Below are 19,751 nucleotides of genomic sequence, written 5' to 3' on the forward strand. Positions count from 1 at the left end.
CGTCCCGAGAATCTGGGGCAGGCTCGCACGGCCGCGCGTTCGATGTTCGACCCGACGCTGCTCAAACCGGCGATCGTCGATTCGTTCAGGAAGCTCGCGCCGCGCACGCAGTTGCGCAATCCGGTGATGTTCTGCGTGTACATCGGCAGCATTCTGACGACGGTGTTGTGGATCGCGGCGCTGGCGGGCCAGGCGGAAGCGCCCGCCGGCTTCATCCTCGCGATCGCGCTGTGGCTGTGGTTCACGGTGCTGTTCGCGAACTTCGCCGAAGCGCTCGCCGAAGGGCGCTCGAAAGCGCAGGCCGCGTCGTTGCGCAGCGCCAAGCACAACGTGATGGCCAAGAAGCTCAACGAGCCGCATCCGAAATCGCCGATCCGCATCACGACCTCGACCGATCTGGTGAAGAACGACGTCGTGCTGGTCGAAGCGGGCGACGTGATTCCCGCAGACGGCGAAGTGATCGAAGGCGTGGCGTCCGTCGATGAATCCGCGATCACCGGTGAATCCGCGCCGGTGATCCGCGAGTCGGGCGGCGATTTTTCGTCGGTGACGGGCGGCACGCGCGTGCTGTCGGACTGGATCGTGGTGCGCGTGACGGTCAATCCGGGCGAGGCGTTTCTCGATCGCATGATTGCGATGGTCGAAGGCGCGAAGCGTCAGAAGACGCCCAACGAGATCGCGCTGACGATTCTGCTCGTCGCGCTGACGCTCGTGCTGCTGTTCGCCACCGCCACGCTGCTGCCGTTCTCGATGTTCTCCGTCGAAGCGGCGAAGCAGGGCCACGTCGTGACCATCACCGCGCTCGTCGCGCTGCTCGTGTGCCTGATTCCGACCACCATCGGCGGGCTGCTTTCCGCCATCGGCGTGGCGGGCATGAGCCGCATGATGCAGGCGAACGTGATCGCAACCTCGGGGCGCGCGGTCGAAGCGGCGGGCGACGTCGACGTGCTGCTGCTCGACAAGACCGGCACCATCACGCTCGGCAATCGTCAGGCTTCGTCATTCACGGTCGCGCCGGGCGTGCAGGAGCGCGAACTCGCGGATGCCGCGCAACTCGCCTCGCTCGCCGATGAAACGCCGGAAGGGCGCAGCATCGTCGTGCTGGCCAAGCAGCGCTTCAATATCCGCGAGCGCGACATGGCCTCGCTCCACGCGACCTTCCTCGCGTTCAGCGCACAGACGCGCATGAGCGGCGTGGATCTGCCCGGTCGCGAGATCCGCAAGGGTTCGGCCGATGCCCTGAAGCGCTATATCGAAGAGCGCGGCGCCCGCTTCCCGCAGGAACTGCAAAGCGCCGTCGATGACGTCGCGCGCCGTGGCAGCACGCCGCTCGTCGTCGCGGAAACGGCCGGTGGCGCGACGCGCGCGCTCGGCGTGATCGAGTTGAAGGACATCGTGAAGGGCGGCATCAAGGAGCGTTTCGCCGAGTTGCGCAAGATGGGCATCAAGACGGTGATGGTGACGGGCGACAACCGCCTGACCGCCGCCGCCATCGCAGCGGAAGCGGGCGTCGACGACTTCCTCGCCGAAGCGACGCCCGAAGCCAAGCTCGCGACGATCCGGCAGCATCAGGCCGAAGGGCGTCTGGTCGCAATGACCGGCGACGGCACCAACGACGCGCCCGCGCTCGCGCAAGCCGACGTCGCGGTCGCGATGAACACGGGCACGCAGGCCGCGAAGGAAGCGGGCAACATGGTCGATCTCGATTCGAATCCGACCAAGCTGATCGAGATCGTCGAGATCGGCAAGCAGATGCTGATGACGCGCGGCTCGCTGACGACGTTTTCCATCGCCAACGACGTCGCCAAGTATTTCGCGATCATTCCGGCCGCGTTCGCGACGACGTATCCGCAATTGCGCGTGCTGGACGTGATGCATCTCGCGTCGCCGTCGTCGGCGATTCTGTCGGCGGTGATCTTCAACGCGCTGATCATCGTGTTCCTGATTCCGCTTGCGTTGAAGGGCGTGAAGTATCGCGCGCTGGGCGCCGCTTCATTGTTGCGAAGGAACCTGCTGATCTACGGATTGGGCGGTATCCTGCTGCCGTTCCCGTTCATCAAGCTGATCGACATGGTCATCACGGCGCTCGGCTGGAGTTGAACCGCCATTTGCGGATATATTGATTCGAAGGGAAATGACATCATGAAACACGTTCTTCGTCCGGCTCTGGTGCTCTTCGTCGCGCTGACGGTGGTGACCGGGCTGATCTATCCTGCGGTCGTCACGGCGATCGGTCAGGCGGCGTTCAGCCATCAGGCGAACGGCAGCATGATCGAGCGCGACGGCAAGATCGTCGGCTCGGAAATCATCGGCCAGCAGTTCGATGCGCCGCAGTATTTCTGGGGCCGTCTGTCGGCCACGACGCCGAATCCGTACAACGCGGGCAGTTCCAGCGGCTCGAATCTCGGGCCGACCAACCCCGCGCTCGCCGATGAGGTCAAGGGCCGCATCGACGCGCTGCACGCGGCCGACCCGGACAATCGGGCGGCGCTGCCGGTCGATCTGGTGACCTCGTCGGGCAGCGGGCTCGATCCCGAGATCAGCCCCGCCGCTGCGGCGTATCAGGTCGCGCGCGTCGCGAAGGCGCGTGGCATGACGGTCGAGCAGGTGCAGGCGCTCGTCGCGCAGGCGACCGTGGGACGCCAGTTCGGCGTGCTCGGCGAGCCGCGCGTCAACGTGCTGAAGCTCAATTTCGCGCTGGATGCGGCCAAGGGCTGAAACGCGCAACCATGGACCATCACGAGCAAGCGCAATGACCCGCCCCGATCCCGATGAACTGCTCGACAAGCTCCAGCGCGATGAGGAGAAGCTTCAGCGCGGGCGCCTGAAGGTGTTCTTCGGGGCGTCGGCGGGCGTCGGCAAGACCTTCGCGATGTTGCAGGCCGCGCGAAGGCGCAGCGACGAGGGCGCGGATGTGGTCGTCGGCGTGGTCGAAACGCATGGCCGCAAGGAGACGATCGCCCTGCTCGACGGTCTGGAGACGCTGCCGGCGGCGCGCATCGAATATCGCGGGCGGCTGCTCGCGGAGTTCGATCTGGATGCCGCGCTCGCGCGCAAGCCGCAACTCGTTCTGGTCGATGAACTCGCGCATTCGAACGTGCAGGGCTCGCGTCACATGAAGCGCTGGCAGGACGTCCAGGAACTGCTCGACGCGGGCATCGACGTCTACACGACCGTCAACGTGCAGCACCTGGAGAGCCTGAACGATATCGTCGGGCGCATCACGGGCATTCGCGTGTGGGAGACCGTGCCCGACCGCGTCTTCGATCTCGCCGATGAAGTCACGCTCGTCGATCTGCCGCCCGAGGAACTGCTCGACCGGCTGCGCGACGGCAAGGTCTATCTGCCGGCGCAGGCCGAGAACGCGGTGCGCAACTTCTTCCGCAAGGGCAATCTGATCGCGCTGCGTGAACTCGCGTTGCGCCGCACTGCCGATCGTGTCGATGCCCAGATGCGCGAATATCGCGCCGATCAGTCGATCGAGCGCATCTGGCGCGCGCGCGAGCGTCTGATCGCATGCGTCGGGCCGGGTCCGCAGAGCGCCGCGCTGGTGCGCGCCGCGGCGCGGCTGGCGGCGGCCTTGAAGGCGGACTGGCTGGCGGTCTATGTCGAAACGCCGAAGCTTCAGCGCCTCTCCGATGATCAGCGCCGCCGCACGCTCGAAGCGCTCAAGCTCGCCTCCGAACTCGGCGCGGAAACCGTCACGCTGGACGGCGCGGACGCCGCCGCGACGCTCATCGACTACGCGCGCATGCGCAACGTGTCGAAGCTCGTGGCCAGCGCGTCGTCCGCGCAAGGGTGGCAGCGCTATTTCGACCGGCCGGTCAGCGAGCGCATCATCCGTCAGGCGGCGGATATCGACGTGACGCTCGTGTCGACCGGCGCGCGCGACGGGCAGCCGCGCTCGACGCTCACGTTCGGCGCGCTGCGGGAAGGCATGCGTTCGCCGCCTCGCGCCTACGCGTTCGCGCTCGCGATCGGCGCGGGCATCACGCTCGTGGCCACCGCGCTTGCCGCGCAACGCTTCGCCGTCACGAACCTCGTGATGCTCTATCTGCTCGGCGTGATCTTCGCCGCCGTGCGGCTCGGGCGCGGGCCGGGCGTGATGCTGTCGTTTCTGTCGGTCGCTGCGTTCGACTACTTCTTCGTCGCCCCGGTGATGTCGTTCTCGGTCGGCGACACACAGTATCTCCTCACCTTCGCGGTCATGCTGCTCACCTCGCTGACGATCAGCCATCTGACTTCGAGCCTGCGGCGCGAAGCGCGGATCGCCTCGCAGCGCGAGCGCCGCACCGGCGCGATGTACGCCATGACCAAGGAACTCGCCGCTGCGCTGATGACCGAGCAGATCATCGAGATCGGCACCCGGCACATCGCCGAGGTTTTCCAGGCGAGGGCCGCCATCCTGTTGCCGGACAGCGGCGAGAAAATGCAACAGAAGGTGACGGAAGTGAGCCCAGGGACGACGCTCGACAGAACCGAGCTCGACCTCGATATCGCGCAATGGGTTTATGACCAGCAAAAGCCCGCGGGACGCAGCACCGACACGCTGCCTGCCGCGCAAGCGCTCTATCTGCCGCTCAAGGCGCCGATGCGTACCCGTGGCGTGCTCGCCTTTGCTTCGCAGCGGCCCGCCGATCTGGCCGTCCCCGAGCAACGGCGCATGATCGAAACCTTCGCGGCGCAAATCGCGCTCGCGCTGGAGCGCGTGCATTACGTGGAGATCGCGCAGGATGCGCTCGTCAACATGGAATCGGAACGGCTGCGCAATTCGCTGCTGTCGGCCATTTCGCACGATCTGCGCACGCCGCTTACGTCCATCGTCGGCTTCGCGTCGATTCTGGACGAGCAGGTCAATGCGGGCGAACAAGGCTCGGCGCGTTCACAGGAACTCGTGCATGCGATTCACGACGAAGCGTTGCGCATGAGCGGCCTTGTCACGAATCTGCTCGACATGGCGCGACTGCAGGCAGGCGCGATCCGCCTGAACCGGCAATGGACGATGCTGGAGGAAACCGTGGGCGCGGCGCTCGCCGGCCTCAGGCGCACGCTGACGGGCCGCCGCGTGCAAACGCGCATTCCCGCGGACTTGCCTCTGCTGCAACTCGATGCCGTCCTGATGGACCGGCTGTTCGCCAATCTGCTGGAGAACGTCGCGAAATACACGCCGCAGGGCACGGACATCGATATCTCCGCGCGCGTGGAGCAGGATGCCGGGAAGCGCGTCGTGCGGGTCCGGGTCGACGATCGCGGCCCGGGCATTCAGGCCGGCATGCAAAAGCGTCTCTTCGAGAAGTTCACGCGCGGTGAGAAGGAGTCGGCGCAGTCCGGCGTCGGGCTCGGGCTCGCGATATGCCGCGCCATCGTGGAAGCGCACGGCGGCGAGATCGGCGCGGAGAATCGCATGGAAAACGGCAGCGTAGTGGGATCGAGCTTCTGGTTCACGCTTCCGGCCGAGGACACGCCGCCTTCGGTCGAGATGTCGCCTGATGAAGAAGCTGCACCACCCGCATTACCACCGATGCCTCATCCCGATCACCGCTGAAACCTGCGTCTTCGTCGTCGATGGCGACAACGTATAGATCTGCGCATACGGCGCGTCCTTCGCCGCACGCTGATAGACGCCGACGAGGAACAGGTCCGTCCGCTTGCTGAGGAAGTAGTTCGCGCCTGCATTCACCTGATGCCACGCGGGCGATGCGTCCTGCGGATGGTACTGGCCGGTCGTGTAGATGTACGCCGCGCCGAGCAGCAGGTCGGGCATCACGTAGTCCGTCAGCGAGACTTCGAAGTTCTGCAAGGTCAGTCGCGACTCATCGAGATAGTCGAAGCGCGCGTTGGTATAGAGGAACGACGCGCTCGCCGTGCCGAACGCGTAGGCGCCGCCCGCGCCGTACATCGTCTGTCTGCGCACGCCCGCGCCGGTCGCCGGGTTGGTGATGAAGGGCGACGAGAAACCGTAATCGCCGACCACCGCGCCGTTCGGGTTGTTCGGATCGTTCGGCTCATTGACGAGCAGGAACGCCGCGCCCAGCGAGAGCGGGCCCCGGCGATACTGCACCGCCGCGCTGTACGCGTTGTTGTCGGAAAAGCCGCCCGCGCGATTCGAGAAACCATACAGCGCTTCCGCCTGAAACCCGCCATAGTCGATGGTCTTGTACTGCACCGCGTTGTTGATGCGGAAGGTGTCGAACACGTTGTCGCTGTCGCCGATATGCGCGCCGTACGCCGCGAACTGGCACGCCGATTCGAACGCGCACAGCGTGACCGCCTCGTCGTACTGACGCCCGAAGGTGATCGTGCCGAGCGTGTTCGACGACAGCCCGACGAACGCCTGCCGCCCGAACTCGCGTCCGCCCTGCGATAGCGTGCCGTTGCCGATGTTGTAGCCGTTCTCCAGCGTGAAAATCGCCTTCACGCCGCCGCCCAGATCCTCGGTGCCCTTCATGCCCCAGCGCGGCGTCTGCATCGGTCCGCTCGCGAACTGCCAGGTCGAATGTCCCTGCTTGTCCGCGCCGCGCTGATTGTTCGCATAGACGATGCCTGTCGAAACCAGACCATAGAGCGTCACGCTGCTCTGGGCGAACGCACTCTGGGCACACAGCGCGCTTGCGGCGATGACCAACAAACGTCGTTTCATGGCTTTCCTGTTGTATGAGTTTGAACGGAAGCGTCCCGGTCGATAAGGATGGCGAATCAATCCGTCTGGAAACCGGCGCAGGGCTTCGAATGACGTCTTGCCCGATGCACTCAGGCATCGGCACCGACAGATTCTTGCGGAACAAAAAACGCGCGGGATAGCACCGAATTTGGCCACCAGCGAGCGAATTTTTAGCGCGCATGCGTTCCGTATCCGCGCGCATTGCGTACGCCTTTTCATCGGGTTCGACGCACCGGGTATACCCACCCGCTCTAATTTTGGCATCACTCATCGCAAAAAATGATGCTATGCGGGGACACTTTTGGCTGCTGACAATGGGGTCACTCGGCATCACCCGTCAGATGAATTACCGTTGAAAAGGGGAGCCCATGCTGGACACACCGGAGACGAAAATGGCAATGATCGAAAACGCGGGAAGGCGGTGCATGCTGCGCACGCTCACCGCGGGCGCGCTGGCGGCGAGCGGCGGCCTGCTGTCGGTGCGCGCGTTCGCGGGCGGACTCGCTACCGTCAACATGCAGCTCGGCTGGGTGCCGGGCGGCAATCAGGTCGGCGAGGTGGTGGCAAAACGCCTCGGCTATTACGAAAAGGAAGGCATCGACTTTCATATCCAGCCGGGCGGACCGAATATCGACGGCGTCGCGATCGTCGCGTCGGGGCGCTATCAGGCGGGCGAGATCTCGTCGAGCCCGTCCATCATGCTGGCCGTGTCGGAAGGGCTGCCCATCAAGTGCATCGCGGTCGGGCTCCAGCAGCATCCGTACACCTTCTTCTCGCTGAAGAAGGCGCCGATCCGCTCGCCGCAGGACATGATCGGCAAGCGCATCGGCATTCAGTCGACGGGTATGGTCCTGCTGCGCGCGCTACTCGCCAAGCACAAGATTCCCGAGAGCCAGGTGAAGATCGTGCCGGTCGGCGCGGACATGATGCCGCTCGTCGCCGGTCAGGTCGATGCCGTCACCGGCTGGCAGACCAACACCACGGCGCTCAAGCCGCTCGGCGCGGACCGCGTGGACTTGCGCCTGTGGGACACCGGCGTGCGCCTCTACGCGCTGCCGTATTACGCGACCACGTCGAGCCTGAAGGAACATCCGGAGACGGTCGCGGGCTTTCTGCGGGCCACCGCGCGCGGCTGGATGTACGCCAACCAGAACCGCGATCAGGCCGTCGACATGCTGGTGAAGGACTATCCGAACCTGAATCGCGCGGACGAGCGCGTCGCGATCGACTCGCTGATGCGCTACGCATTCGACCAGACCACGCAGACGCAGGGCTGGGGCGCGATGGACGCGGGCGTCTGGGAAGAGCAGATCGCGATGTACGGCCAGCTCGGCCAGTTCCGCGCCGGACCACCCAAGGTCGACGACGTCATGACGATGGACGTGCTCAAGGCCACTCACTCCTCTCGCCTGAAGGTGTAACCCATGCATGCTGCCACTTTGAATCCGCCGCGCGCGGGGCGGGCGAACTCGCACTTCGCGCTGCCGCAGGACATCGATTGCGCGGTCAGTTGCCGCGACATCAACGTGCGCTTTTTCACCGACCGCCGCAGCGTCACCGCGATCGAAGGCCTGAGCCTCGATATCGCGACGGGCGAGTTCCTCACGCTGCTCGGTCCTTCGGGTTGCGGCAAGTCGACGTTTCTGCGCGTGGTCGCCGATCTCGTGAAGCCGAGCCGCGGCAGCATCAGCGTGCTCGGTGCGGCGCCGCAGGCCGCGCGTGAACGCCGCGATATCGGCTTCGTGTTTCAGGACGCGGCGCTGCTGCCGTGGCGCACCGCGCTTCAGAACGTCGAATTGCCGCTTCAGGTGGCGAACGGCCGCTCGCGCGCGGGCCGAGCGACGCCGCGCGAACTGCTGGAACTGGTCGGCCTGAAGGGACGTGAGGACGCCTTTCCGCACGAGATGTCGGGCGGCATGCGCCAGCGCGTGGCAATCGCCCGCGCGCTCGTCTGCGACCCGAAGGTGCTGCTGATGGACGAGCCCTTCGGCGCGCTCGACGAGATCACGCGCGACCGTCTCAACGAAGAACTGCGCCGCGTCTGGAAAGAGCTCGGCCTCACGACGCTGTTCGTCACGCACAGCATCTACGAAGCCGCGTTCCTCGGTCAGCGCGTGCTCATGCTCGCGGCGAACCCCGGGCGCGTGAAGGAAATCGTGCCGGTGGACCTGCCCGAGGATCGCACGCTCGATATCCGCGAGACGCGCGAATTCGTCGAACTCACCGCGCACCTGCGGCGCGTACTGGAGACTTGCTGATGGCTACGTCCGAAATGAATCTGAACGTCCCGGCCAACCTGCCGGACGAGGAATCGCAGGCGTGGCGCGCGCGCCGTCGCCAGCAAATGTGGCGCGCGCGGATGCTGCCCGCGCTTGGCGTGGCGAGTCTGATCTTCGCGTGGTGGGCGGTGGTGGCGGGCTTTCATGTGAAGCCGTTCATCGCGCCGTCGCCGGCGCTCGTGCTTGAGACGCTCTTCGCCAAGAGCGACGTGCTGCTGCAGAACCTCGTGCCGACCGCCATCGAAGCCTCGCTCGGCTTTCTGCTCGGCAATCTCGCGGCCATCGTGCTCGCGACGATCTTCGTGCACAACAAGACGCTGCAGGACATCTTCTATCCGGTCGCGGTAATGATCAACTCGATTCCGGTGGTCGCCAAGGCGCCGATTCTCGTGCTCATCATGGGCAACGGGCTGGAGCCGAAGATCACCATCGCGGCGATCGTCTGCTTCTTCCCGACGCTCGTCAACATGGTGCGCGGTCTCGAAGCCGTCAACCCGCAGGCGATGGAACTGATGCACGTGCTCTCCGCCAGCAAACGCGAAATCTTCTTCAAGCTGAGGCTCTACGCGTCGCTGCCGTATCTGTTCTCCGCGCTGCGCATCGCGGCGTCGATGGCGGTGATCGGCGCGGTCGTGGGCGAATGGATCGGTGCGACCGAAGGCATCGGCGCAATGATCATTCAGGCGACCTATGCCTTCGACTCGGCGCTGCTCTACACGGCGATCATCATGAGCGCCGTTCTCTCGGGCTTCTTTTTCCTCGTGATCGCGGCGCTCGAGCGCTGGCTCGTCAAGTGGCAGCCGGAAGGCGTCCGCTGAATCCGACGCGACACGAACCATCAACACAGGAGACGAAATGAACATGATCAGCGACTGGATTCAGGAACCCGCACGCGACGTGCGCGTGGCGGCGCAGGCGAACGTCGTCGTGGTCGGCGGCGGCCCGGCGGGATTGTCGGCGGCTATCGCGGCGGCGCGCAACGGCGCGGAAGTGATTCTGCTCGAACGCTACAACCATCTGGGCGGTCTCGCCTCGGGCGGCATGGTGCTCGTGCTCGACGACATGTGGGACAACCACTTGCAGGAAATCTCGGTGCGCGGCACCTGCATGACCTTCATCGAGCGCATGGCGGCGCGCAAGCTCGCGTATTTCCCGCGCGCGGACGAATGGGGCGAGGACCCGGCGGCGTATCGCAAATGGGGCCGCTGGGGCACGTTCGATTTTCATAGCCAGAAGAACCCGCATCCGGTGTGCTTCGCGGCGGCCTTCGATCCCGACGCGATGAAGCGCGTCGCGCTCGAAATGGTCGAGTCGCTCGGCATCAAACTGCGGCTGCATTCGTGGTTCTCGCGCACGCTCGTGGAAGACGGCCGAGTCAAGGGCGTGATCTGCGAGACCAAGAGCGGGCGCGAAGCGATTCTCGCCGATGTCGTCATCGACGCGACCGGCGATCTCGATGTCGCGGCATCGGCTGGCGTGCCGCATGTCGGCGGCACTTACATCACGACGACGGTGTTTCGTCTGGGCGGCGTCGACACCGAGGCAGCCGAACGTTTCGAAGCAGAGGAACCCGAAGCATTCGCCGCGATCGATCGTCAGATCAAACGCATTCTCGGCGGTTCCTGGGGTTACTGGTGGCTCAAGACGCCGCTGCCGGGCGTCGTGTGGTGCAATTGCCCGCACATGGCCGGTCTCGATGGCCTCAAGCCCGAAGACCTGACGCGCGCCGAAATGCAGGGCCGCGGCCACATTCATGCGGTCGTCGAATTCGCGCGCGAGAAGCTGCCGGGCTTCGAGCAATGCTATGTGATCGATGTCGCGCCGCAGACCGGCGTGCGTCAGACGCGCCTGCTGCAAGGCGAATACGTGATGACGAAGGAAGATCTCGCGCAGCGCACGCGCTTCACCGACAGCATCGCACGCGGACGCGATTACTACATGCCGTATCGCGTGCTGCTGCCGAAGGAGATCGACAACCTGCTCGTCGCGGGCCGTCATTACTCGGCGACCTCGCAGGCGCAAAAGATGTCGCGCGAGATTCCGCCCTGCATGGCGATGGGCGAAGCCGCGGGCGTCGCGGCGGCGCTCGCGCTGAACGCGGGCGTCACGGTGCGCGATGTCGACGTGCCCGCGCTGCAAAAGACGTTGCGCTCGCAGGGCGCGGACCCGGGCGACCAGAGCGGGCGCAACGCGGACGTCCCGGCGCTCGCACGGCATATCGATGCGAGGGAAGCAGCATGAGGAATTCGGAGAACAAGATGAAACAACACGATCTGCCTTTGACCGGCGTGCGCGTGATCGACCTCACGCAGGTGATGATGGGCCCCGTCTGCACGCAGATGCTCGCCGACTACGGCGCCGATGTCGTCAAGATCGAGCGGCATGGCGCGGGCGATCTGAGCCGCTCGACTTTCGAGCCGGTCGCGGGCGCGGACAACCCGATCTTCTGCAGCCTGAATCGCAACAAGCGCAGCGTCGCGCTCGATCTGCGCGATGCGGCGCAGATGGAAGCGTTGAAGGCGCTGATCGCGGACGCGGACGTGGTCGTGAACAACTTCCGCGCGGGCGTGATGGATCGGCTGGGCCTGGGCTTCGAGGACTGCCGCGCGCTGAATCCGCGCATCATCTACGCGGTCGGCACGGGCTTCGGCGAGACCGGACCGTACGCGCACAAGGGCGGCCAGGACGTACTCGCGCAGGCGATGAGCGGCGTAATGGCGCGCCGCGCCGATGACTCGCTGCCCGTCTCCGTCTATCCGACCGCGCTCGCGGATTACTCGGCGGGCATGCACATGGTGCAGGGCATTCTGCTCGCGCTCCTGCATCGCGAACGCACGGGCGAGGGGCAGAAGGTCAACGTGTCGCTCTACAACTCGATGCTCGCGATGCAGATGCAGGAAGCCGCGATGATCATGATGGCCGACTCCGAAGTGAACTGGGCCGCGATGCCGCTCTCCGGCGTGTTCGACACGACGACGGGCCCGCTCGTGCTGGTCGGCGCGTTCAAGGCGAATCCGTTGCGCGATATCTGCGCGGCGCTGGAAATCGACGACATGTCCGCCGATGCGCGTTTCTGCAACCTGAACCAGCAGTTCGCCCACAAGGCCGAATTGCAGCGCACCTTCCGCGAGCGCTTCGCGAGCAACAGCCGCGAGCACTGGCTCGCGCGGCTCGAAGAACAGGATCTGCTGTGCGCGCCGGTGCGCGATCTGCGCGAGGCGCTTGTCGATCCGCAGACGCTGCACAACCGGCTCGTCCTCGAAGGCGAGGGAGAAGGGCAACCGGTGCGTCTGATCGGCAGCCCGATCGAGTTGTCGAACGCCCCCGTCGTGTTGCGTCGCGCACCGCCGCGACTGGGGCAACACACGGCCGAGGTGCTCGGCCTCACGACGACGGAGGCCGTATGAGCGTGCGCCTCGTCATCGATCGACACGTCGCCACCGTGACGCTCGCGCGTCCCGAGGCGCTCAACGCCGTCGATCTCGAAACCGAAGCCGAGCTGCAACGCATCTGGAGCGAGCTCGAACATAACCGCGACGTGCGCGTCGTCGTGCTGACGGGTGAGGGCGAGCGCGCGTTCTGCGTCGGCGCGGATCTCAAGAATCCCGCGATGAGCGGCCTCGAATACTGGGCCGCGCCGCGTCCGGGCGGCTTCGGCGGCATCGCGCTGCGCGAGACGCTGAACGTGCCGGTGATCGCGCGCGTGAACGGCTACGCGCTCGGCGGCGGGTTCGAGATGGTGCTCGGCTGCGATCTCGTGATCGCGTGCGAGGAAGCGAGCTTCGGCTTGCCCGAGGCGCTCGTCGGCCGCATGCCGCTCGACGGCGGCATGACCTTGCTGCAACGCCAGATTCCCTATCGTCAGGCGATGGCGATGCTCATGACGGGACGCCGCATCTCCGCGCGCGATGCGCTGGAAATGGGGCTCGTCAACGAGGTCGTGCCGCGCGCCGATCTGGACGGTGCCGTCGATCGATGGGTCGATGCCGTGCTCGCCTGCGCGCCGCTGTCGGTGCAGGCGATCAAGCAGGTCGTGCGCCGCACGTCGACGCTGTCCGCCAGCGAGGCACAGGCGCTCAGACTCCCCGCGCTCGTCAGCGCGCTGCAGTCCGAGGACGCGCACGAAGGTGTGCGCGCGTTCCAGGAAAAGCGCAAGCCGCAATGGAGGGGACGCTGATGGCTTATGTGATCGGGTCGCCGTGCATCGACGTGAAGGACGGCGCGTGCGTGCAGTGCTGTCCGGTCGACTGCATCTACGAAGGCGGGCGCACGCTGTATATCCATCCGGAGGAATGCATCAACTGCGGCGTATGCGTCTCGGTGTGCCCGACCGAGGCGATCTATCACGAGGATGAGTTGCCTCCAGCGGAAGCGGCGTTCGCCGCGGTGAACCGCGCGTTCTTCGATGCGGGCGTGAGCGCGCTCGGTTCACCGGGTGGCGCTTCGGACGTCGGCAAGGTAGCCTTCGATCATCCCGTGGTCGCGTCGTGGCCGGTGCGGGTCATGGAGTGAGGATCAGGGACTGGCGATGCATGCGAACGTTTTGAAGTATTTCGTCGAGGTCGCGCGGTGCGGATCGATCCGCAAGGCCGCGCAGAACCTCTATGTCGCATCGAGCGCGGTGAACCGGCAGATACTCAAGCTCGAATCGGAGATGGGCACGGAGCTTTTCGACCGACTGCCCAACGGCATTCGCCTGAACGCCGCCGGCGAGCGCGTGCTGCAGCACATCCGCGGGACGCTGAACGATTTCCACCTGATGCGCAGCGAGCTGGACGAACTGAAGGGCGAGCGCAAGGGCCACGTGTCGGTGGTGGCGATGGATTCGCTGTTCGTCGACTTTTTGCCGGCGACGGTCGAGGATTTCTCGGATGCGTATCCGGCCGTCACGTACTCGATCGCCGCCGTGCCGCCGCACGATGTCCCGCCGCGCGTGCTGAGCGGCGAGTACGACGTCGGCATCACGTACATCACGAAGCTGCCGACCGGACTCGATGTCGTGACTGAAGTGCCCTTGCCGCCGGGCGTGGTGATGGCGTCGTCGCATCCGCTCGCGAAGCGCGAGCGCGTGACCTTCGACGAGTGCCGGCATCACGCGTTTCTGCGTCTCGAAGGGCGTTCGCCGATTCAGGGCGTGATGTCCAACGACTTCCCGCCGTTCTGGGAATCGCTGCAGCCGAGCGTGACATGCAATTCGACGACCTTGCTGAAACGGCTCATCGCGTCGGGACGCGGCATCTCGTTCTTCTCGAAGCTCGCGTTTCTCGATGAACTGACGCGCGGCGACGTGGTGTGGCGGCCGATCGACGACGAGAACATCAACGCGCTGACGGTGGGCATCATCGTCCCGAGTCAGCGCGCGTTGCCGCATGTCACGGACGAGTTCATCGAGCGCATGGTGCGCAGGCTGAAGCATGTAGAGCTGACGCTGCGAGAGTTTTGACTGGACGCACCCGTCATTTCGGTTGCAGCGCGGCGAGAAAGCTTTGCGCCAGATCGAGCTGACTCCCCGCGCGCGTGAGCCGCAAGATCTGCGATGAAAACGGGTTGCGCGCGAGCGGGACGAAGACCGCCCGCTGGGACTGCGTGCGCGCGAGTGCTTGTGGAACCAGCGCCACGCCCATCTGAAATTCGACCATCGTCACCACGGTTTGCCACAGGCGCGCTTCGTGCCTGATTCGCGGGCTGAATCCCGCTTCCACGCAGGTCGCGATGATCTGATCGTGATAATGCGGCGACACGCCGCGCGGAAACAGGATGAACGGTTCGTGCGCGAGCTGACGCAGGTCGATGCGCCGCTTCTTCGCCAGCTTGTGGTTTGCGGGCAGACAACACAGGAACGCCTCCGACATCCACGTTTGCGCTTCGATCTCGGCGGGAAAATGCCCCCAGTGGGCAAAGCCCATGTCGATCTGCAATTGCTGCAAGGCGCGCACCTGTTCCGCCGTATTCATCTCCTTGAGCACGATTTCGACCGCCGCGTGCTCCGCCTCGAACTGCTGCACCGCTTCGGGCAGGCCGCGATACAGCATGGAATTCACGAAGCCGATGCGAAGCCGCCCGACGAGCCCGTGCGCGGATTGCATCGTGAGCGTGGCGACGTCCTCCGCCTGCTGCAATAGCTGACGCGCTTCGCCGAGCAGCACCTGCCCGGCGTTGGTCAGGGCCACGGCCTTGTTGGAGCGCTCCAGCAGCTTCACGCCGAGCTGTTCCTCGAAGCGGCGTATGTCGAAGCTCAGCGCCGGCTGCGAGATGAAGAGCCGCCGCGCCGCGCGCCCGAAATGCAGCTCCTCCGCGACCGCCACGAAGTACCTCAATTGCCTCAATTCCATGCGATGTCTCCCGCCTACGATAAATTCATGTTATCGCACGTGCCATCGATTGTATTGGACCGTTATCGAAGCGAAACGTAGTCTGACTCCCAGGACGATGCGGTGCCGGCGCGCCGCACGATAAACCAGGAGACAGCCCATGCCCGAGCGCATGAACGAGCCCGCGACGTCGAATATTCCCGACAGCCGCGGCATCAATTTCTTCACGAGCGATCCGTCGTTCGGACCGCTGCTCAGGAGCTTCCTCGGCGAAACCACGTATGAAAGCGTGAAGGGCCGCCTCGCCGATCTCGGACAGCGCGCCTCCGACCAACTCGATGTCTGGGCCACCAGCGCCGATCATCATCCGCCGGTGCTGCTGCAGCGCACGCGCGCAGGCGTTGCGATTCAGCGTATCGAGAAGCATCCGGACTATGTCGAGCTCGAACGGGTTGCATACAGCGAACTCGGCCTCGCATCGATGAGTCATCGCAGCGACGCGCCGCCGCCGCTCGTCAAGTACGCGCTCACCTTCCTCTTCGTGCAGGCCGAGTTCGGCCTCTGCTGCCCGGTGAGCATGACCGATTCGCTCACCCGCACGCTGCGCAAGTTCGGTTCGCGCGAACTCGTCGATCGATATTTGCCGATGCTTGCATCGCAGGACTTCGACACGCTCTTTCAGGGCGCGATGTTCATGACCGAGCAGGCGGCCGGTTCCGATACCGGACGCACGGTGACGCGTGCGAGCCGCAGCGTCGACGCGAGCGGCAGGGAAGCATGGAAGCTGTACGGCGACAAATGGTTTTGCTCGAATGCCGATGCCGACCTCGCGATGGTCCTCGCTCGTCCCGACGATGCGCCCGACGGCATCAAGGGGCTCGCACTCTTTCTGCTGCCGAAGGTACGCGACGACGGCACGCGCAACGCGTATCGCATCGTGCGGCTGAAGGACAAGCTCGGCAGCCGTTCCATGGCGAGCGGCGAGATCGTGCTGGAGGGCGCCGAGGCGTATCTGATCGGCGAAGTGGGCCGCGGCTTTCATCAGATGGCGGACATGATCAACATGTCGCGTCTGTCGAACGGCGTGCGCGCGGCGGGGCTGATGCGCCGCGCGCTGACCGAGGCGCTGCACGTTGCGCGAAACCGCTCGGCATTCGGTCGCAAGCTCATCGAGATGCCGCTGATGCAGCGCCAGTTGCTGAAGATGATGCTGCCGGCCGAACAGGCGCGCTCCATGTTCATGCAGATCGCAGCGCTCCTGCCCCGCGCCGATCGCGGCGATGCGCTCGCGGCGAAGTGCGTACGCATCCTCACGCCGCTCGTGAAGTTCCGCGCCTGCCGCGATGCCCGCAAGGTCACCGGCGATGCGATGGAAGTGCGCGGCGGCGTGGGTTACATCGAAGAATGGGCAGACCCGCGACTCGTGCGTGATTCGCATCTCGGGTCGATCTGGGAAGGCACGAGCAATATCGTTGCGCTGGACGTCGCGCGCGCGACGCGGCGTGAAGGCGCGCTTGCATCGCTCGGTCAATACCTGAATGCGCAACTCGACGATGCCGCCTTGCCGCCGCAGACCGTCGCCTTGCTGCGTGACGTGTTCAGGCGGGCGAGCGCCGCGCTCGACGGCGTGGCCGAATGCGGCCGCGACGAAAACGTACGGGAAGCCGCGAGCGCCGTCTACCACGCGACCACGGCCGTGTTCATGGCGACGGAAGCGGCCCGCGTCGCGCCGGATCATCGCAGGCTCGCGCTTGCGCATCTCGTGATCGAGCACAAGCTCATGCCGCGCGATCCGCTCGCGCCCACGGATGTGCGATTGCATGCAGCGCTGCTTCGCAAGCTCGTCGATGAAACGCCGGTAAGCCTCGCCGAAGCGATGTCGATCGTGCCCGCACACGATGGAGGCGCACGATGAGCCCGGCGCGCGTGGCAGGCGCCCTGCAGGGGCTTCGTGTCATCGACCTGAGCCGCGTGCTCGGCGGTCCGTATTGCACGCAATCGCTCGCCGATCACGGCGCGCAGGTCATCAAACTCGAACCGCCGGGCGGCGACGAAACGCGCGGATGGGGGCCGCCGTTCGTCGGCGAAACCGCATCGTATTTCGTTGGCGTCAATCGCAACAAGAAGGGGATCTGCGTCGACCTGTCCCGCGAGGAAGGGCGCGCCGTGCTGTGGCAGTTGCTCGAAGGCGCGGACGTGCTCGTCGAAAACTTCAAGCCGGGGACGCTGGAGCGTTGGGGCATGGGCTACGACACGCTCGCCGGGCGCTTTCCGCGTCTGATCCATTGCGCGATTTCCGGCTTCGGCCCGGACGGCCCGCTCGGTGGACTGCCCGGCTACGACGCAGCCATTCAGGCGATCACGGGGCTGATGAGCGTCAACGGCGAACGCGACGGACCGGCGCTGCGCGTCGGGCTTCCCGTGGTCGACATGGTGACGGGTCTCAATGCGCTCGCGGGCATTCTGCTGGCGCTCGCGGAGCGTGAGAAGAGCGGCCGCGGGCAGTCGCTCGACATCGCGCTGTACGACTGCGGCGTCTCGCTGCTGCATCCGCATCTGCCGAATCATTTCGGCAACGGGCGCACGCCGCAGCGCAGCGGCAACGCGCATCCGAACATCACGCCGTACGACAGCTATCGGACCGCGACGGCACCCATCTTTCTCGCTGTGGGCAACGACCGGCAGTTTGCGAAGCTGGTCGCGCATCTGAATGCGGCGGCGCTCGCGCACGACGCGCGCTTCATCGATAACAGGAGCCGTTGCGCGCATCGCGAGGCGCTCAAGGAGGTGCTCGAAGATCTTTTGAAGCAGCACGACTGCGAGCCGCTCGCGGCCGAGCTGATTCGTGCGGGCGTGCCGTGCGGCCCCGTGCAAACCGTCGACGCCGTCGCGAGGCATCCGCACACGCTGCATCGCGAGCTGATCGTCGAAATGGGCGCGTATCGCGGCACCGGCACACCGATCAAGCTTTCGCGCACGCCCGCGACGTATCGAACGCCGCCGCCCGCGCTCGGCGGCGATACCCGCGCCGTCCTCGACGAACTCGGCATCGATGCGGCGACCCAGCAACGTCTGTTCGATGCGGGCGTGCTGACAGGCTGATCTCGCTTCACTCAACCTCAAGAGAAGCCGGCGACCCAGACCGGCCCATACCATCAGGAGACGTTCATGCAGAGCCATGTTCAGGGCAGTCCGGCGCGTCAGCCGGGGCGCGCCGCGTTCGCCGCGTTCGTCGGCACGACCATCGAATGGTACGACTTCTATATCTACGCGACGGCGTCGGCGCTCGTGTTCAGCAAGCTGTTCTTTCCGCAAGGCGATCCGTTCTATGCCACGCTCGCATCGTTCGGCACGTTCGCGGTCGGCTTCTTCGCGCGTCCGTTCGGTGGGCTTGTGTTCGGCCATCTTGGCGATCGCATCGGCAGAAAGAAGGCGCTCGTCGCGACGCTCGCGATCATGGGGCTCGGCACGATCGGCATCGGATTTCTGCCGACTTACGCCAGCGCCGGCGCGCTCGCGCCGGTGCTGCTGGTCGCGCTGCGGGTGGCGCAGGGCGTGGCGATCGGCGGTGAATGGGGCGGCGCCGTGCTGATGGCGGGCGAGCATGCGCCGAAGAACAGGCGGACGTTTCTCGCGTCGTTCGCGCAACTCGGCAGCCCGGCAGGACTGATTCTCGCCTTGCTCGCGTTCCGGACGATCGGGCATCTGCCGCGCGAGCAGATGATGGACTGGGGCTGGCGCGTGCCGTTTCTCGCCAGCGCGGTGCTGCTTTTCGTCGGCATCTTCATTCGCTCGGGCGTGTCCGAATCGCCCGAATTCGCGGCGGCCGCAAAGCGCACGCAGCCCGCGCGTCTGCCCATACTCGACGTAGTGCGCAACGCGTGGGGCACGGTGCTGCTGTGTCTCGGCGCGAACGTGATCGGCGTGGCCGGCGCGTGGTTCGTCAATACCTTCATGCTCAGCTTCACGACCGAGACGCTCGGGCTCGACCGCGCGCTCATTCTCGATTGTCTTTTCGTGGTCGCATTCGTGCACTTCTTCAACCAGCTCATCTCCGGATGGCTTGCGCAACGCATCGGGCAAGTGCGGTTCCTGGCCTGGGCGGCGGGTCTCGCCATGCTCTCGCCGTATCCGATGTTCATGCTGGTATCGACCGGACGTCCCGTTGCCATCGTCATCGGCATTGCGATTGCGGTGATGTGCATGTCCGGTTCGTACGCGGTGATGGCCGGACTGATGACCGATGCGTTCGACGTCCGCTATCGCTACTCCGCGATCTCGCTGTCGTATCAGACCTGCGCGGCGGTCGCGGGCGGCCTCACGCCGCTCATCGGCACCGTGCTCGCGCATGCGTGGCCGGGGCAGTGGTGGCCGCTTGCGCTCTTCTACAGCTCGCTTGCGGCCGTATCGCTCGCATGCCTGCTCGGCTTGCAGCGGCGCAGGTCACGGTACGTTGCATCGTCCGGCATTGCCGTGCCGGAATGATCGCGCGGGTCCGGT

Annotated in this window: 16 protein-coding genes; 14 read left to right on the top strand and 2 right to left on the bottom strand. The window is 65.5% G+C overall.

What is annotated here, in order from left to right; genetic code table 11:
- Nucleotides 1–42 precede the first annotated feature (42 nt).
- The 3 genes from kdpB to BTHE68_RS24730 are packed head-to-tail and all read left to right on the top strand — an operon-like array spanning nucleotide 43 to nucleotide 5,545.
- Nucleotides 43–2,100, top strand: coding sequence for a potassium-transporting ATPase subunit KdpB (kdpB, locus tag BTHE68_RS24720; protein ID WP_162069180.1), 2,058 nt, complete (start codon nucleotides 43–45; stop codon nucleotides 2,098–2,100).
- Nucleotides 2,101–2,142: 42 nt separating this feature from the next.
- Nucleotides 2,143–2,718: a potassium-transporting ATPase subunit KdpC gene (gene kdpC, locus BTHE68_RS24725; protein WP_162068908.1), complete on the top strand. Its 576-nt coding sequence runs from the start codon at nucleotides 2,143–2,145 to the stop codon at nucleotides 2,716–2,718.
- Nucleotides 2,719–2,752: 34 nt separating this feature from the next.
- Nucleotides 2,753–5,545, top strand: coding sequence for a DUF4118 domain-containing protein (locus tag BTHE68_RS24730; RefSeq protein ID WP_162068909.1), 2,793 nt, complete (start codon nucleotides 2,753–2,755; stop codon nucleotides 5,543–5,545).
- Here the strand turns inward: BTHE68_RS24730 and BTHE68_RS24735 are convergent.
- Nucleotides 5,513–6,640 (bottom strand): porin, encoded by a 1,128-nt coding sequence (locus tag BTHE68_RS24735; protein WP_162068910.1) that lies wholly within the window; start codon nucleotides 6,638–6,640, stop codon nucleotides 5,513–5,515. The two genes, BTHE68_RS24730 and BTHE68_RS24735, sit on opposite strands and share 33 nt — an antisense overlap.
- Nucleotides 6,641–7,053: 413 nt before the next feature.
- Here BTHE68_RS24735 and BTHE68_RS24740 point away from each other — a divergent pair, with 413 nt between their 5' ends.
- Genes BTHE68_RS24740 through BTHE68_RS24775 form a run of 8 tightly spaced genes read left to right on the top strand, consistent with a single transcriptional unit; the run spans nucleotide 7,054 to nucleotide 14,383 of the window.
- Nucleotides 7,054–8,082 carry an ABC transporter substrate-binding protein gene (locus tag BTHE68_RS24740; RefSeq protein WP_162068911.1) on the top strand — a complete coding sequence of 343 codons (1,029 nt, stop codon included), beginning with the start codon at nucleotides 7,054–7,056 and terminating at the stop codon, nucleotides 8,080–8,082.
- Between the two features lie 3 nt (nucleotides 8,083–8,085).
- Nucleotides 8,086–8,919 (top strand): ABC transporter ATP-binding protein, encoded by an 834-nt coding sequence (locus BTHE68_RS24745; protein ID WP_162068912.1) that lies wholly within the window; start codon nucleotides 8,086–8,088, stop codon nucleotides 8,917–8,919.
- A complete protein-coding gene (locus BTHE68_RS24750) occupies nucleotides 8,919–9,758 on the top strand; it encodes an ABC transporter permease (protein ID WP_162068913.1) in 840 nt (279 codons plus the stop codon). The genes BTHE68_RS24745 and BTHE68_RS24750 overlap by 1 nt, the downstream gene beginning before the upstream one ends.
- Before the next feature lie 37 nt (nucleotides 9,759–9,795).
- Nucleotides 9,796–11,181 carry an FAD-dependent oxidoreductase gene (locus tag BTHE68_RS24755; RefSeq protein WP_162068914.1) on the top strand — a complete coding sequence of 462 codons (1,386 nt, stop codon included), beginning with the start codon at nucleotides 9,796–9,798 and terminating at the stop codon, nucleotides 11,179–11,181.
- 17 nt (nucleotides 11,182–11,198) lie between these two features.
- The gene (locus BTHE68_RS24760) at nucleotides 11,199–12,347 is read left to right on the top strand and encodes a CaiB/BaiF CoA transferase family protein (RefSeq protein ID WP_162068915.1); all 1,149 of its coding nucleotides are present in this window, start codon (nucleotides 11,199–11,201) and stop codon (nucleotides 12,345–12,347) included.
- The gene (locus tag BTHE68_RS24765) at nucleotides 12,344–13,117 is read left to right on the top strand and encodes an enoyl-CoA hydratase-related protein (RefSeq protein ID WP_162068916.1); all 774 of its coding nucleotides are present in this window, start codon (nucleotides 12,344–12,346) and stop codon (nucleotides 13,115–13,117) included. The genes BTHE68_RS24760 and BTHE68_RS24765 overlap by 4 nt, the downstream gene beginning before the upstream one ends.
- On the top strand, nucleotides 13,117–13,452 hold the full coding sequence (gene fdxA, locus BTHE68_RS24770) for a ferredoxin (protein WP_162068917.1): 336 nt from the start codon (nucleotides 13,117–13,119) through the stop codon (nucleotides 13,450–13,452). The genes BTHE68_RS24765 and fdxA overlap by 1 nt, the downstream gene beginning before the upstream one ends.
- Nucleotides 13,453–13,468: 16 nt before the next feature.
- A complete protein-coding gene (locus BTHE68_RS24775; protein ID WP_162068918.1) occupies nucleotides 13,469–14,383 on the top strand; it encodes a LysR family transcriptional regulator in 915 nt (304 codons plus the stop codon).
- Nucleotides 14,384–14,396: 13 nt separating this feature from the next.
- On the opposite strand, the gene BTHE68_RS24780 is transcribed toward BTHE68_RS24775, so the two are convergent.
- On the bottom strand, nucleotides 14,397–15,272 hold the full coding sequence (locus BTHE68_RS24780; protein WP_162068919.1) for a LysR family transcriptional regulator: 876 nt from the start codon (nucleotides 15,270–15,272) through the stop codon (nucleotides 14,397–14,399).
- A 139-nt stretch (nucleotides 15,273–15,411) separates the two neighbouring features.
- On the opposite strand from BTHE68_RS24780, the gene BTHE68_RS24785 reads away from it, so the two are divergent.
- The 3 genes from BTHE68_RS24785 to BTHE68_RS24795 all read left to right on the top strand — a co-directional run bounded on the left by BTHE68_RS24785 (nucleotide 15,412) and on the right by BTHE68_RS24795 (nucleotide 19,736).
- Nucleotides 15,412–17,166 carry an acyl-CoA dehydrogenase family protein gene (locus BTHE68_RS24785; RefSeq protein ID WP_162068920.1) on the top strand — a complete coding sequence of 585 codons (1,755 nt, stop codon included), beginning with the start codon at nucleotides 15,412–15,414 and terminating at the stop codon, nucleotides 17,164–17,166.
- Nucleotides 17,163–18,353: a CaiB/BaiF CoA transferase family protein gene (locus BTHE68_RS24790; RefSeq protein ID WP_162068921.1), complete on the top strand. Its 1,191-nt coding sequence runs from the start codon at nucleotides 17,163–17,165 to the stop codon at nucleotides 18,351–18,353. The genes BTHE68_RS24785 and BTHE68_RS24790 overlap by 4 nt, the downstream gene beginning before the upstream one ends.
- 66 nt (nucleotides 18,354–18,419) lie before the next feature.
- Nucleotides 18,420–19,736, top strand: a complete 1,317-nt coding sequence (locus BTHE68_RS24795; RefSeq protein ID WP_162068922.1) for an MFS transporter — start codon at nucleotides 18,420–18,422, stop codon at nucleotides 19,734–19,736.
- The last annotated feature ends 15 nt before the right edge of the window (nucleotides 19,737–19,751 follow it).

The sequence above is a fragment of the Burkholderia sp. THE68 genome (assembly GCF_009938265.1).
GTDB lineage: Bacteria > Pseudomonadota > Gammaproteobacteria > Burkholderiales > Burkholderiaceae > Caballeronia.

Bases quoted from the DNA above. Each gene is read 5' to 3' on its own strand.
- kdpB (WP_162069180.1), top strand. From the start codon at position 43: ATGTTCGACCCGACGCTGCTCAAACCGGCGATCGTCGATTCGTTCAGG.
- kdpC (WP_162068908.1), top strand. From the start codon at position 2,143: ATGAAACACGTTCTTCGTCCGGCTCTGGTGCTCTTCGTCGCGCTGACG.
- BTHE68_RS24730 (WP_162068909.1), top strand. From the start codon at position 2,753: ATGACCCGCCCCGATCCCGATGAACTGCTCGACAAGCTCCAGCGCGAT.
- BTHE68_RS24735 (WP_162068910.1), bottom strand. From the start codon at position 6,640: ATGAAACGACGTTTGTTGGTCATCGCCGCAAGCGCGCTGTGTGCCCAG.
- BTHE68_RS24740 (WP_162068911.1), top strand. From the start codon at position 7,054: ATGGCAATGATCGAAAACGCGGGAAGGCGGTGCATGCTGCGCACGCTC.
- BTHE68_RS24745 (WP_162068912.1), top strand. From the start codon at position 8,086: ATGCATGCTGCCACTTTGAATCCGCCGCGCGCGGGGCGGGCGAACTCG.
- BTHE68_RS24750 (WP_162068913.1), top strand. From the start codon at position 8,919: ATGGCTACGTCCGAAATGAATCTGAACGTCCCGGCCAACCTGCCGGAC.
- BTHE68_RS24755 (WP_162068914.1), top strand. From the start codon at position 9,796: ATGAACATGATCAGCGACTGGATTCAGGAACCCGCACGCGACGTGCGC.
- BTHE68_RS24760 (WP_162068915.1), top strand. From the start codon at position 11,199: ATGAAACAACACGATCTGCCTTTGACCGGCGTGCGCGTGATCGACCTC.
- BTHE68_RS24765 (WP_162068916.1), top strand. From the start codon at position 12,344: ATGAGCGTGCGCCTCGTCATCGATCGACACGTCGCCACCGTGACGCTC.
- fdxA (WP_162068917.1), top strand. From the start codon at position 13,117: ATGGCTTATGTGATCGGGTCGCCGTGCATCGACGTGAAGGACGGCGCG.
- BTHE68_RS24775 (WP_162068918.1), top strand. From the start codon at position 13,469: ATGCATGCGAACGTTTTGAAGTATTTCGTCGAGGTCGCGCGGTGCGGA.
- BTHE68_RS24780 (WP_162068919.1), bottom strand. From the start codon at position 15,272: ATGGAATTGAGGCAATTGAGGTACTTCGTGGCGGTCGCGGAGGAGCTG.
- BTHE68_RS24785 (WP_162068920.1), top strand. From the start codon at position 15,412: ATGCCCGAGCGCATGAACGAGCCCGCGACGTCGAATATTCCCGACAGC.
- BTHE68_RS24790 (WP_162068921.1), top strand. From the start codon at position 17,163: ATGAGCCCGGCGCGCGTGGCAGGCGCCCTGCAGGGGCTTCGTGTCATC.
- BTHE68_RS24795 (WP_162068922.1), top strand. From the start codon at position 18,420: ATGCAGAGCCATGTTCAGGGCAGTCCGGCGCGTCAGCCGGGGCGCGCC.